The following is a 13556-nucleotide window of genomic DNA, read 5'->3' on the forward strand; positions in this document are numbered from 1 at the left end:
TTTAATGTCCCGAGGAAATTGGCCCCGTATTATCCCCTCCGAGATTTCTTTTCAGACAGTAGTAGCCGAAAAAGGCAATATACAGGTAACAAAGTACCGGAAGTAAGAAAGACTCCTGTAATCCGATTTGATCAGCAAGGGCACCTTGCAACAAGGGGATGACTGCTCCTCCGAGAATCGCCATCACCAGTAGGGATGATCCTTGGCTGGTATATTCTTTCAGTCCTGATATGGCTAGCGTGAAAATATTAGACCACATCACGGAATTAAATAATCCGATAGCCAGTAGCGACCATATCGCGATGGTGCCGGAACTGAATACAGCGACTAAGACCAACAGAATATTGATCATCGCAAAGAGCAAGAGTTTTTGTGAGGCAATGGATTTGCCGATATGGAATGCGATTACATTACCGAGGACGAGCAAGGCAAATATCCACATCTGGGAGAAGGAAAGATCAACTACGCCAAAGATGAGTAGGTAGATGGCTGCCGCTACGAGCAACATGTAGCTGGATTTTTTGAATGCCCCCAATTGGCTGCTGGCGGAGATTGCACCTAAAAACCGCCCAATCATGGAACCGCCCCAGTAGAGCGAAAGGTAATTCTTTGCCAAATTTTCGGAGATACCCATGGTTTCGGGAAGCATCATGAAATTAATCAGAAAACTACCAATGGCGACTTCCGCGCCTACGTAGCAAAAGATGCCTAGTGCACCTAACTTGAGCTGCGGGAATTGCAGTGCACCTAAACCACCACGGTGATCTTCATCATTTTTAAATATCGGCAACTTGACGAGTCTGACGATCACAAACAGCAATAGGAAGATAATGCCGAAGACCAGGTAAGGGATTTTCGTTTCCTCACCCGATATTTCATGTCCATGTGCAAAGAGATCAAATATCAGGTAGCCGCCTACCACCGGTGCCAAGGTCGTTCCGAGCGAATTAAAACCTTGCACCATGTTTAAACGAGCCGATGCGGTATTGTCGCTACCAAGCAACGCCACGAAAGGGTTGGCTGTGATTTGCAGCAGGGTGAAGCCTAAACCTAGAATAAAAAAGGCTGATAGAAACAAACCATATTGTGCGGATTCCGCTGCCGGATAAAACAGAAAACAACCTAAAGCGGAAACCAGTAACCCCATTAGGATACCATTTTTATACCCCAATCGGTTGATCGGATCGGAATAGAAGTAGGAAATCAGGAAGTACACCAACGAGCCGATAAAATAAGCCCCGAAAAAACAAAACTGTACCAACATTGCCTGCAGGTAATTTAGGCTAAACATTTCTTTGAGATGTGGGATGAGTATATCATTCATACAAGTGATAAATCCCCACATAAAGAATAGCGATGTTAATGTCACCAAAGGAATGGTATTGTTTTTCTGACTTTGATTCGCATTCATATGATATTGATAATTAATTTGAAATATTTAATAATGTCACGAAAGGAGTTTAGGGTTGTTCTGATAGACTTTCCACAGGAGCTCCGCGAAGATGGTATTTGCCCAAGCAAACCATGACCTTGTGAATTCTGACGGATCGTCTTTATGAAAAGATTCGTGCATGAAACCGGTTCCTGCATGTGTATTTTGCAATGTTTTTATACAGAATCGTATTTCATCGTCATCTTGGCTCGTCAGTCCTTGCGCTACCAGCGCAATAGGCCAAATTCTGTCGAAACCCGTATGTGGACTTCCGATTCCTTTACCGGCAGAACCATCAAAATAAAACGGATTGGACTCCGATAGTACAAATCTGCGGGTATTTTGATAAATAGGGTCATCCACTCGAACAGCGTCCAGATAGGGTAGAGCCAGCAGACTAGGGACATTTGCATCGTCCATTAGATTATAGCTCCCAAATCCGTTTACTTCATATGCATAAATATCGCCAAACGCTGCATGGTGGACTACCGCATGTTTTTGTAACGCTTGCTCTACTTCTAATGCCAAAGCCATGAGTTCGTCCGCTGTTGTGTGGTCTTTATTGATCGATTTGATCATTTCTGAAGCTTGCTTTAGGCTGACGACGGCGAAGAAGTTTGACGGAATTAAAAAAGGAAAAATAGTAGCATCATCGCTGGGTCTAAACATGGAACAGATTAGACCTACCGGTTTGACTGGGTAGCCATATCCTTCCAAAGGAATACCGTCTGTTGCCCAGAACGTATTCCGTTGAAAACGATAGGGACCTAGGTTTTCTTTACGTTGTTGCTCTCTGAATGTTTTTAAGATAGCCTTAATCGATCCCACCCAATCCTGGTCGAAACAACGGGTATCGCCCGTCTCTTTCCAATAGTGATATGCCAAGCGGATAGGATAGCATAAAGAGTCGATTTCCCATTTTCTTTCATGTATACCGGGTTGCATATCGGTAATGTCGTCTTTCCATTTTCCTAATTTATTGGGATCATTATAAAAGGCATTAGCGTAAGGGTCTTGGAGGATATAAGCGGTTTGCCTGTTGATAACGCCAGCGATGAGCTGGCGGAGCTTGCTGTCCTTTTTCATAAAAGGAAGATAGGGCCAGACTTGGGCTGTACTGTCTCGCAACCACATGGCATCGATGTCACCCGTGATAACATACGTATCTTCCTTTCCATTTTTTAAAGTGAAATTTACAGTGGTATCCAAGGTATTCGGAAGGCAGTTGCCGAATAACCAAGCAAGTTCCTTGTTTTTTACCTTTTTACTAAATTCTAAGATAGCCTGTTCGATTGCCGGACTGGTAAAATGACGTTCAGCAAGTGGAGTCCTTACGTCTTTAAAAGTCGGTCCCGGAGTATAGGCTAAGATATCACCCACATATAGCGCCCCACTGACCAGCCCCATATTTTTAATAAATGTTCTTCGCTGCATAATTTCGTAATTTTAGGTAAAATAGTTGTATAATGATAATTATTTGATATAAAAATTAATAGGGTTTCCCTGGTACCTCCCGTTCTCATAATATTTTTTCATATTTTTTCTTTTTTCTTTGTTTGTTTCGTTTTATTTTCGATATTTAACACTGATAAGAATATCAGATTGCTAAATAATTATGCTGCCAATACAACGAAGGGAAAAAATATTAGGCTTACTGAAAGAAGACGGAGCGGCGAAAGTCATAGACTTAGCGAGTCTTTTTAAGGTAACAGAAGCGACTATCCGCCAGGATTTGGAGAAACTGGAAAAAGAAGGGCTCATCTCGCGAGATCATGGGGGAGCCTATTTGCGCAATATAGAAGATCAAGTTCGTAATTTTTCATTAGCGCATCAACACGAAAATGTGGGTAAAAAAGAACAAATCGCGTTAAAATGTGCGGAGCTTATCGAAGATGGGGATACCATCATCCTGGATTCGGGTTCTACCACCACAGAGATTGCTCGCAAAATAAAGGGAATCAAGAATTTGACTGTTATAACGAATGCCCTGAACATAGCACTTATGCTCGGTGCCGAACCGGGTATAGAGGTAATTATGACGGGTGGCGAATTTAAGCCGCCAACATTGTCACTCACGGGACAGAAAGCAGCAGATTTTTTCAAGGGTATCAATGTCCAAAAGCTTTTTCTGGCAACCGCTGGCGTGTCGTTGAAGGCCGGACTTACCTACCCGAGTATCAGTGATATTGTGGTCAAGAAAGCGATGGTTGACGCAGCGGAGATCACATGCCTAGTAGCAGACTCCACGAAGATAGGAAAGACATCCTTTGCCAGCTTAGGGGCGATGTCACTTATTGATGTTCTGGTGACGGATGCTGAAATTGAGGAAGTGCACAAAAATGTATTTCGGGATCATGAAATTGAGATTATTATAGCGGGTTGAGGAACGCTGTAGTATAGGCAGATTATAAAACTACATAGAGAGAGAAAACAATGAATACAGGAGTGCTAGGTGTAATTTTTGGGAACAGGGATTTTTTTCCTGACCATTTGGTGGGAACTGCACGAAAAGAAGTGATGCGTGCGTTAGACAAGTTGGGCCTGGGGTATCGCATGCTGGAGGAGTCTGATACCAAATTGGGTGGTGTGGAGACTTTTGCAGATGCCCAAAAATGTGCCAACCTTTTCAAGGCGCACCGAGAAGAGATGATGGGCATATTGGTCGTGTTGCCGAATTTCGGAGATGAAAGAGGTATAGCAGAAACGATTCGATTATCGGGACTGGACTTGCCGGTTCTCGTACAGGCTTACCCCGACGACCTAGATAAACTGGACGTTGCCCGCCGGCGTGACGCTTGGTGTGGCAAGATATCTGTCTGCAATAATTTATACCAATATGGTATCAAATACAGTCTTACTGAGCAACACGTTATCCGACCGGATAATGATGGTTTTGTGCAGGAAGTGAAGGACTTTGCAGCGGTGTGTCGTGTTGTTCGTGGACTTAAAGGTATGCGGATAGGCGCTATTGGTGCCCGTCCGGGCGGTTTTAACACCGTACGATACAGTGAAAAGATCTTGCAGCGACAGGGTATTACGGTTGTGACCGCAGACCTTTCCGAGATTTTAGGGCGTGCAAACCGTATCAAGAACGATGATACTATCGTAAAAGAACGTATTGAAAACATGTTGAACTATGCCAAACGTGGATTAACCCCGGATGATGCATTGATTCAGATGGCGAAATTGGATTTGGTGTTGCAGGAATTTGTGGAAGAACATGCGCTGGATGCTACGGCATTACAATGTTGGACGTCTTTGCAAGAAAACTACGGATGTAACGTCTGTACCTCCATGAGCATAATGAGCGAAAATATGCTCCCTAGTGCATGCGAAGTGGATGTTACGGGCACTTTGACCATGTACGCTATGCAACTGGCATCAGGATCGCCAAGTGCATTGGTGGATTGGAATAATAACTACGCCGAAGATCCGAATAAAACGGTGTTGTTTCATTGTGGGAATTGGGCAAAAGCTTTCTTACCCGATATAGAGATTAGCAATGCGCCTATTCTGGGGTCATCGCTGGGCGTGGAAAATACTTGGGGAGCTTTAGACGGACGAACACCGGCATCACCATTGACTTACGGTAGAATTAGCACAGACGATGTGCAAGGCAAGGTAAAAGTGTATTTAGGAGAGGGAGAGCTTACAGACGACGAGCTACATACATTTGGTAATCGTGCTGTCGCTCAGATACCGAATTTGCAAGGACTTATGAAGTATATATGTCGGAATGGCTTTGAGCATCATGTCGTTATGAATGCTTCCAAGACCAGTAAGATATTGGAAGAGGCATTAGGGAACTACTTCTCTTGGGAAGTGTATAATCATGATAAAGAGTGATGGAAGAATCTTTAGTAAAAAAATCTATTGCATACCGCAAAAGTATTTTAAAATATATCTATAAGGCGAAAGCAGGGCATACGGGAGGAAGTTTATCGTGTGTGGATGTATTGAATGTGCTGTACAATAGGATTATGAATGTAGGTCCGACAAACTTTGATAGCCCCGATAGGGATCGTTATGTTCAAAGTAAAGGACATTGTGTAGAAGCGTTGTTTGTTGTATTGGCGGATCAGGGATTCTTCCCTGAATCCGAATTGGAAACACTTTGCCAATACGACTCTCACTTTATAGGGCATCCTACGCGAAAGGTTAGGGGAGTAGAGCAAAATACAGGCGCACTGGGACACGGTCTTTCGCTCAGTGTAGGGATGGCTATCGCTGCAAAACTAGACAATAAAGATTATAAGGTTTTTACGTTAATGGGCGATGGTGAATTGGCCGAAGGATCCAATTGGGAAGCAGCGCTGACGGCGTCGCACTATAAACTGGATAACTTATGTGCTATTATAGATTATAATAAATTGCAGATTTCTGCCCCGACGCGGGATGTATGTAATACAGATCCAATAGCGGATAAATTTAAGAGTTTTGGCTGGGAGGTGATTGAGGTGGATGGACATGATGTTGATGTTTTGGAAGAAACATTTCGCTCGCTCCCGCTGGCAGCGGGTAAACCTAGTCTGGTTGTCGCTCATACGGTCAAGGGGAAAGGTATCAGTTATATGGAAAATGTACTAAAGTGGCATCACGGTGTTCCTAGCGAAGAACAATATGCGCAAGCGCAAAAGGAACTGGATGAAGCTCTTTTGATGATTTAATTTAGCATAGGGGTTGGATATGGATAAAGATATGAACATGGGGAACGCAAATTTAGAGGTCTTTTCAGAAACCTTACAGGAAATTGCGGAGACGAATCGTAATTTGTTAGTTGTTACCAGTGATTCCAGGGGGTCTGGTAAATTGGTGCCTTTTGCACAGCGTTTTCCGAATCAGCTTGTTGAGGTTGGGATTGCCGAACAGAATTTGGTTGGCATATCAGCAGGTTTGGCATCCACCGGAAAGCAGGTGTTTGCGGTGTCACCAGCTTGCTTTCTGACAGCGAGGTCGCTTGAGCAAATAAAAAATGATGTTGCTTACTCGAATAATCCAGTGACATTGGTGGGTATTAGTGCTGGTGTGAGCTACGGTGCCTTAGGTTCTACACATCATAGCTTACATGACTATGCTGCGCTACGTGCTATCCATAATATTATTATATGTGCACCGGCAGATAACTTTGAGACACGGGAAGCTGTTCGATTGGCGGCGGCAACGGATCATCCTGTATATTTGCGTTTTGGGAAGCGTCCGACGCCATTGCTCCGGGAAGATGTGCCGTTTGCATTCGGGAAAGCTCGCGTATTACGGGAAGGTAAGGACATCGCCATTTTAGCAACAGGCGAAACGTTGCACCCTGCATTGGAGGCAGCGACGTTGATGCACGAATCACTAGGTGTGGATGTTATGGTTATCAGTATGCATACGGTGAAGCCGTTAGATACCGAGTTATTAGCAAAAGTAGCTGCTACAGGTGTGCCCATATTAACCGTGGAAGAGCATCATGTGAATGGGGGAATGGGAGAGGCATGCGGCTCGTTTTTATTGCAGCAAGGGTTCCACAATCGCTTTCGCATCATAGGGATACCGGACGAATATACCGTAACGGGTTCACAACAAGAGATATTTGACCATTATGGTCTCCATGGACAGGGAATAATGGAAATTGCCCAACAATTATTGGGCATTTACCAAGAGAATAGATAAGGGTGTTTGCCTGCGCCCAATTATAAACAGATAAACCGATTTTATTATGCACATCATATACAGGTGTTTATGGGTAGGAGTGCTGTTATCGCTATGGATTGCATGCGGTGGCGAAAAATCGAACGAGGACAAGCCTAAACAGCTTGCCATCATCGTCTCCACGTTGAACAATCCCTGGTTTGTGTTCCTGGCAGAAACGGCTAAGGAAGAGGCACAAAACCGAGGTTATGTGGCACGTATTTTTGATTCGCAGAACAATACGTCGTTAGAATCGGACCATTTCGAGAATGCCGTTGCGTTAGGTTATGACGCGATCCTGCTCAATGCCACTGATTCCGATGGTTCTATAGCGAACGCCCGGAAAGCAATGGAAGCGGGTATTCCTGTTTTTTGTATGGACAGGGAGCTAAACAATCCTGATGCTGCTACCTCGCAGATTGTGTCCGATAGTTATTCGGGCTGTGTGGAATTGGGTGGTTTGTTTGTTCGGTCGTTGGGACAAAAAGGCAAATATGTAGAGTTGCTTGGGTTGGTTGGTGATAACAATACTTGGAATCGGTCCAAAGGATTCCATGCGGTGGTAGATCACTTTCCGGAAATCCAGATGGTGGCACAGCAAAGTGCGGATTTCGATCGAAATAAGGCGATGGAAGTACTGGAGTCCATCTTGCAGGCACATCCCGATGTGGATGCTGTGTTTTGTGGGAATGATGCGATGGCAATGGGTGCTTATCAAGCATTGGTGGCAGCGGGGAAGGCGAAGGATATCCAGGTTTTCGGGTTTGATGGGTCAGAGGATGCGGTGCGATCTATCCAATCCGGCGGTCTTTCCGCGACGGTGATGCAGTTTCCCCAAAAGATAGCAGAAACGGCCGTGGTGTTCGCAGGTGAATATTTTGAGGGAAACACCGAATTTTCCCCGAAAACCTTGGTCGACGTGGAAATGGTGACACCCGCAAATGTAAGTATATATTCAAGCTATGGCAAAGAGTGATAAAGGTATGCAGCCCCGAAAACGAAAAGCCCTAAAGTATGGGATTGTTGGACTGATCGGTATTTTTTTAATGTACCATTTTTTCTATGTGGTATCGCTGGACTCGCGTGCGCGTGATACAGCTGATGAGGACATGACCCAGTTGGCAGCGTCATATTTTTCACAGACGTTGCCCGAGACGTTAGAAAATGCACCTGCTCCCTGCACATTGCTAAGTACATTATCGAGGCCGGAAGACAATGATTGGGCAGCTTACGGCAAACAAACCAATATCGGTAACCGATATTATTTCCTCGTTCGGGGAGAAGGGGTGATTGAGGAGATCGAAAAAGATTTTATAAGTGTGGCCTTTGGAAAGACAGAAGAAGCCTGTTTGTTGCGCATTTCCACGGTCTACATTTTCGGAAACGAGATTAGGGATGCATCCGGCAAACTGTTATTGCAAGATGTTGGTGAATTGTCGAAATTCAATGCTATTTCTGAATCGATTAACAAAAAAGTGCGGGATGAAATTGTGCCAGATTTTTTGAAACAGGCCCAAGTAGGTATGAAAGTACAGGTTGACGGTGCATTTGCACTAAATCGGCGCATAGGTGTGACGGATGATTTGGAAGTTATGCCGATACAATTGCAAATCATAGATTAAAAAAGCAATATGGTCTCCTTGAGGAATATAACAAAACAGTTTAACGGTGTTTATGCGCTTCGTGATGTCAGTATTGAATTTCCTGCGGCCAAAGTGATCGCATTGGTTGGGGAGAACGGCGCAGGCAAATCGACCTTGATGAATATATTGAGTGGTGTGTATGCTGATTATGAAGGAGAATTGGTTTATCAGAATGATGTCGTGCGGTTTCAAGGTCCGCGTGATGCTCAAGATTACGGTATTACGATTATACACCAGGAGCTTAATCTGATCCCCTATTTAAGTGTCGTCGAGAATATTTTTTTAGGTCGGGAACTGATTACGCCCTGGGGTGCTTTGGATACGCCGAAGATGAAGACTGTAGCGAAGCAGTTGCTCTCCCGTTTAAAACTGGAACTGGATTTGGATACACCGGTATCACAACTTAAAGTGGGCGAATGCCAGCTGATCGAAATAGCGAAAGCATTATTGGTGGAAAGTGAAGTGGTGATTATGGATGAACCGACCTCTGCAATCAGTGAATCGGAAGTGTATGCCCTATACGATATCATTCGTGATTTAAAAGCATCGGGAAAGACTGTGGTGTACATCTCCCACAAGATGAAGGAGCTTTTCACGCTTGCGGATGAGTATGTCGTATTACGGGATGGGCAGGTGGTTCAACAGGGGCTCATGGCAGAGGTAAACGAGCAACAGCTTGTGAACATGATGGTGGGTAGGACATTGGCGGAACGCGTCGAATGCGGGGAACGTGTGACAGATAAAGCGGTGCTACGGGTCAATCATTTGTCTTTACTGCATCCTCTGAAGGAGGATATGTTGCTGGAAGACCTCTCGTTTGAGCTTTGTAAAGGTGAGATATTGGGTATTTTTGGATTGATGGGCGCCGGAAGGACGGAATTATTGGAAACCCTGTTTGGTTTGCGGGGTAAACCAGCAACCGGAAGCTTTTCTTTCGATGAGGAGGAAGTATCTTTCTTCAGTTCCCCAAATGAGGCTCTCCGTTGGGGGTTGGCATTGGTGCCGGAAGATCGAAAGTCGGATGGTTTGGTATTGGGCATGGACGTACGTTCCAATCTAACACTTTCTGTATTGTCAAGCTTGGAAAAGCTGGGTGTACTGGCAGATGTGCAGGAGAAAGAGCTGTGTAGGCAATATGTGGAAAGATTGCGTATCAAAACCGCTACTGACCAACAATATGTAGGTCATTTAAGCGGCGGTAATCAACAAAAAGTAGTACTCGCCAAATACTTGGCAACCCAACCTAAAGTGTTGATGTTGGATGAACCGACCCGGGGGATAGATGTGTATGCGAAGGGGGAGATCTATGATTTAATACGGGAGCAAGCGGCAGCGGGCTTGGGGGTTATTGTGGTATCGTCTGAATTGCCCGAGTTATTCGCGGTTGCCGATCGTATCCTGGTGATGTGCGATGGTAGGATCACCAAACAGTTTAAAACAGAAGAAGCCACAGAAGAATCTATATTACAGGCAGCATTGCCGGATAAATAATATTGTATATGAATATGACCATCACATCATATAAAAAGCGGTTGCAACAATTGCAACCCTTGATTGCGTTGTTTTTATTGTGTTTGATCATCGCCATTTTTTCCGATCGGTTTATGACGGTGACGAACCTCTGGAATGTGATGCGCCAAATTTCGGTGAATATCTGTATTGCGGTGGGAATGACCTTGGTTATCATCTCGGCAGGAATAGACTTGTCTGTGGGATCAATTTTGGCATTTGCCGGAGCTGTCACGGCATCTTTCCTGAGTATGGGTGCCGAGATTCCGTTTTTTGGCATCTATATAGGTTTTACGCCGCTGGGTGCGATCCTTGTCGGTATTACCATGGGTGGTGTGCTGGGACTGGTGAATGGGTGGGTGATTACCTATTTCAAGGTACAGCCATTTGTAGCCACATTAGCGATGCTGACGATCGCACGGGGATTGACCATGTTGTGGACGCAGGGTTACCCCATCAGCTCACTAGGAAAGGAATTTGCAAGTCTAGGTACGGGATGGTTCTTAGGCGTTCCGATTCCGGTGTGGATAGCTGCTATCGTTACCCTGTTGGCGGTCTTTGTGATGAAAAAAACAAGATTTGGCCGCTATATCTATGCTATTGGTGGAAATGAACGTGCCGCACGTTTATCAGGTATCAAGGTAAACCGCGTAAAGACATTGGTGTATATGCTTTCGGGGATGTTGGCAGCGGTCGGTGGTATATTGGTCACCTCCCGGTTGGATTCGGCACAACCCAATGCCGGGATGGGTTATGAGCTGGATGCGATTGCCGCGGTCGTTATTGGAGGCACTTCGTTGTCTGGCGGACGGGGCTTAATTATGGGGACGGTGCTTGGAGCGATTATTATCGGTGTGTTGAATAACGGTTTGGTGCTCTTAGGTGTTTCGCCGTTCTGGCAACAGGTGGTCAAGGGACTGGTGATTTTAATCGCCGTTATTATTGATCGTTCACAGCATAAAGACAAAAAGTAAGATGGGAAACGAACAGTATATTTTGGCTATAGACCAGGGTACCAGCAGTACAAAAACCCTCGCGTTTGATGAATCTGGTCGTGTGATAGCTCGAGGAAGTGCCAAGCTGGACATCCAGTATACAGGTAATTTTGTGGAACAAAACCCCGAAGATATATACCGAAGTGTACTGCAATCTGTTGCGGCATCTCTCTACGAGCTGGAACAACAAAGTATATTTCCCAGCCAGATCGTATCGGTGGGATTGACCAATCAACGAGAGACATTTGTGCTTTGGGATGGTGATGGAAAGGTGTTATATAATGCTATATCTTGGCAATGCAAGCGCTCTTCGGCTATTTGCGATCGCTTAAAAGAAGAAGGCATGGAGGAACTAGTAAAAGAGAAAACGGGCTTGCCGATAGATCCCTATTTTTCGGCAACCAAACTGATTTGGTTGGTCGAACATATTCCGGCCGTCGCGGCGGAACTGGAACGGGGGAATGTATTCTTTGGAACGGTAGATACCTGGATACTGTATCGGCTGACAGCGGGTAAATGCTACTTGACAGATCATACCAATGCATCCAGAACCATGTTATTCAATATTTATGAACTAGGATGGGATGAGATGTTGTTGAAAGAACTAGGTTTGCAGGGATTGAAGCTTCCGGAGGTACGTCCTTCGGCTTATGTATATGCGGCTTCCAACTTTGAAGGATTGTTTCCTGAGTCGTTGTCTATCTGTTCTGTTATTGGAGATTCCCAGGCCGCTGCATTGGGTGCTGGATGTTTCCAAAGAGGAGAGGCAAAAGCGACATTGGGAACTGGGAGCTCGATTATGATGGCTGTTGGACAAGACTTGGTATATAAGGGACAAAACACAGTCGATGCGATCTATTACAGCACCGAACAGGGCGTGGTTTATGCCGCCGAGGGGATCATTGTTTCCTGTGGTGCTACAATAACCTGGATGAAAGAACAATTAGGGTTATTCGGAAATGAGGATGAATTGGAGCGAATAGCCAGGGGAGTGCCGGCAAATCATGGCGTTACGGTAATACCGGCCTTTAGTGGTATGGGAACACCTTATTGGAAAAAAGACGCAAAAGCGGCTGTCATCGGTTTGACTTTTGCCAGTGATCGATCTCATTTAGTACGTGCAGCTTTAGAATCTGTCTGTTTTCAGATAAAGGACGTTATTACGGCAATCGAAAGTGAGCATCAGCTGTTCCTATCTCAATTAGTAGTCAATGGTGGAATGTCTGAAAATACCTTTGTGGTGCAGCTTCTTGCGAATGCACTGGACAAGCCTGTATCCTGTAGTGCAATGGCTGATGCGTCAGCATTGGGTTGTGCACGTCTGGCTGGCATAGGTGTGTGGGACAAACCGTTACATGAAATTTTATCGCAAGATCAGGTGGGGATGACGATATATTACCCGGATTCCTCACGAGCTGTGGTAGAAACAAGCTATAAACACTGGCTTAATACGATAAATCGTTATCTTTAATTTGTGTTTATTTTCGTAATTTTTTATTTTCTTTTGCTTTTTATTTTTGTTTGCTATATTTGAGTGTTAATCAGAAGTAAACAAAAATACAGCTATGTTATTTTTTATGTCTTGTAATTGACACAAAGTCCGAGATATACACCATAAATAATAGAATAGATATGAAGAAAATAGGACTGATCCATACGTCGGCTACGCTCGTACCCGTGTTTCAACAATTGTTTAATGATAAATTGATTCAGGCGGAGGTGTTTAATATTGTCGATGATAGTTTAATTAAAGATGTAATTGCTAAAGGTCGATTGGAAGATAATACGGCACAGCGTGTGATGAACTACGTCGCTTCAGCAGAAGATGCCGGTGCCGATTTAATCGTGGTCACATGTTCATCGATCGGTAGGGCGGTGGAAAAGGCGGCGGAAAAGGCGGGTGTGCCTGTTCTTCGTGTTGACCAGCCGATGGCTGATCGTGCCGTTGCGGAAGGCAAGCGGATAGGTGTGGTGGCGACATTGCCCACTACCTTAGAACCGACGAGCGATCTTGTTCTCCGCAGAGCGAAAAAGGCGGGAAAAGAAGTGGAATTAGTAAGCCGATTATGCGAAGGTGCTTTTGAAGCTCTTATGGGTGGCGACGCAACAAGGCATGATGAAATGGTGAAACAGGCGCTTCAAGAGTTGTCAGAACAAGTTGATGTGATTTTGTTGGCACAGGCATCGATGGCTCGTGTGGTAAGCCAGATGCCGGAAAGTGAGCGGAAAGTGCCCGTATTTAGCAGTCCGGGTATAGCGGTAGATTATGTTGCAACATTATGCAACGAATCTTCAATAGGTTAACGG

The 13556-nt window shown here is 44.8% G+C and carries 12 protein-coding genes; 10 read left to right on the forward strand and 2 right to left on the reverse strand.

Features of this window, described 5'->3' with window-relative positions:
• Window position 1: 1 nt before the first annotated feature.
• Both FXV77_RS01615 and FXV77_RS01620 read right to left on the reverse strand, forming a co-directional pair.
• Entirely contained in the window at window positions 2-1411 is a 1410-nt protein-coding gene (locus FXV77_RS01615; protein WP_246162151.1) for a sugar MFS transporter, read from the reverse strand.
• Between the two features lie 36 nt (window positions 1412-1447).
• Window positions 1448-2866 carry a glycoside hydrolase family 125 protein gene (locus FXV77_RS01620; RefSeq protein WP_148917471.1) on the reverse strand — a complete coding sequence of 473 codons (1419 nt, stop codon included), beginning with the start codon at window positions 2864-2866 and terminating at the stop codon, window positions 1448-1450.
• Between the two features lie 181 nt (window positions 2867-3047).
• On the opposite strand from FXV77_RS01620, the gene FXV77_RS01625 reads away from it, so the two are divergent.
• The 10 genes from FXV77_RS01625 to FXV77_RS01670 all read left to right on the forward strand — a co-directional run bounded on the left by FXV77_RS01625 (window position 3048) and on the right by FXV77_RS01670 (window position 13553).
• Complete coding sequence (locus FXV77_RS01625) at window positions 3048-3815, forward strand: DeoR/GlpR family DNA-binding transcription regulator (protein WP_148917472.1); 768 nt, start codon at window positions 3048-3050, stop codon at window positions 3813-3815.
• Window positions 3816-3865: 50 nt separating this feature from the next.
• Entirely contained in the window at window positions 3866-5278 is a 1413-nt protein-coding gene (locus tag FXV77_RS01630; protein ID WP_148917473.1) for an L-fucose/L-arabinose isomerase family protein, read from the forward strand.
• Window positions 5278-6099 carry a transketolase gene (locus tag FXV77_RS01635; RefSeq protein ID WP_246162152.1) on the forward strand — a complete coding sequence of 274 codons (822 nt, stop codon included), beginning with the start codon at window positions 5278-5280 and terminating at the stop codon, window positions 6097-6099. The genes FXV77_RS01630 and FXV77_RS01635 overlap by 1 nt, the downstream gene beginning before the upstream one ends.
• Window positions 6100-6136: 37 nt before the next feature.
• Entirely contained in the window at window positions 6137-7084 is a 948-nt protein-coding gene (locus tag FXV77_RS01640) for a transketolase family protein (protein ID WP_246162154.1), read from the forward strand.
• 46 nt (window positions 7085-7130) lie between these two features.
• Entirely contained in the window at window positions 7131-8078 is a 948-nt protein-coding gene (locus FXV77_RS01645; protein WP_148917476.1) for a D-ribose ABC transporter substrate-binding protein, read from the forward strand.
• Window positions 8065-8724, forward strand: a complete 660-nt coding sequence (locus tag FXV77_RS01650) for a DUF2291 family protein (RefSeq protein ID WP_148917477.1) — start codon at window positions 8065-8067, stop codon at window positions 8722-8724. The genes FXV77_RS01645 and FXV77_RS01650 overlap by 14 nt, the downstream gene beginning before the upstream one ends.
• A 9-nt stretch (window positions 8725-8733) precedes the next feature.
• Window positions 8734-10236: a sugar ABC transporter ATP-binding protein gene (locus FXV77_RS01655; RefSeq protein ID WP_148917478.1), complete on the forward strand. Its 1503-nt coding sequence runs from the start codon at window positions 8734-8736 to the stop codon at window positions 10234-10236.
• A gap of 8 nt (window positions 10237-10244) precedes the next feature.
• Complete coding sequence (locus FXV77_RS01660; protein WP_148917479.1) at window positions 10245-11228, forward strand: ABC transporter permease; 984 nt, start codon at window positions 10245-10247, stop codon at window positions 11226-11228.
• 1 nt (window position 11229) lies between these two features.
• A complete protein-coding gene (locus tag FXV77_RS01665) occupies window positions 11230-12720 on the forward strand; it encodes an FGGY-family carbohydrate kinase (RefSeq protein ID WP_148917480.1) in 1491 nt (496 codons plus the stop codon).
• Between the two features lie 161 nt (window positions 12721-12881).
• Window positions 12882-13553 carry an aspartate/glutamate racemase family protein gene (locus FXV77_RS01670; RefSeq protein ID WP_148917481.1) on the forward strand — a complete coding sequence of 224 codons (672 nt, stop codon included), beginning with the start codon at window positions 12882-12884 and terminating at the stop codon, window positions 13551-13553.
• Window positions 13554-13556 lie beyond the last annotated feature (3 nt).

This window comes from Sphingobacterium phlebotomi, assembly GCF_008180195.1.
GTDB lineage: Bacteria > Bacteroidota > Bacteroidia > Sphingobacteriales > Sphingobacteriaceae > Sphingobacterium > Sphingobacterium phlebotomi.

Excerpts from the sequence above, each read along its gene's own strand:
- FXV77_RS01615 (WP_246162151.1), bottom strand. The coding sequence starts at position 1,411 with ATGAATGCGAATCAAAGTCAGAAAAACAATACCATTCCTTTGGTGACA.
- FXV77_RS01620 (WP_148917471.1), bottom strand. The coding sequence starts at position 2,866 with ATGCAGCGAAGAACATTTATTAAAAATATGGGGCTGGTCAGTGGGGCG.
- FXV77_RS01625 (WP_148917472.1), top strand. The coding sequence starts at position 3,048 with ATGCTGCCAATACAACGAAGGGAAAAAATATTAGGCTTACTGAAAGAA.
- FXV77_RS01630 (WP_148917473.1), top strand. The coding sequence starts at position 3,866 with ATGAATACAGGAGTGCTAGGTGTAATTTTTGGGAACAGGGATTTTTTT.
- FXV77_RS01635 (WP_246162152.1), top strand. The coding sequence starts at position 5,278 with ATGGAAGAATCTTTAGTAAAAAAATCTATTGCATACCGCAAAAGTATT.
- FXV77_RS01640 (WP_246162154.1), top strand. The coding sequence starts at position 6,137 with ATGGGGAACGCAAATTTAGAGGTCTTTTCAGAAACCTTACAGGAAATT.
- FXV77_RS01645 (WP_148917476.1), top strand. The coding sequence starts at position 7,131 with ATGCACATCATATACAGGTGTTTATGGGTAGGAGTGCTGTTATCGCTA.
- FXV77_RS01650 (WP_148917477.1), top strand. The coding sequence starts at position 8,065 with ATGGCAAAGAGTGATAAAGGTATGCAGCCCCGAAAACGAAAAGCCCTA.
- FXV77_RS01655 (WP_148917478.1), top strand. The coding sequence starts at position 8,734 with ATGGTCTCCTTGAGGAATATAACAAAACAGTTTAACGGTGTTTATGCG.
- FXV77_RS01660 (WP_148917479.1), top strand. The coding sequence starts at position 10,245 with ATGAATATGACCATCACATCATATAAAAAGCGGTTGCAACAATTGCAA.
- FXV77_RS01665 (WP_148917480.1), top strand. The coding sequence starts at position 11,230 with ATGGGAAACGAACAGTATATTTTGGCTATAGACCAGGGTACCAGCAGT.
- FXV77_RS01670 (WP_148917481.1), top strand. The coding sequence starts at position 12,882 with ATGAAGAAAATAGGACTGATCCATACGTCGGCTACGCTCGTACCCGTG.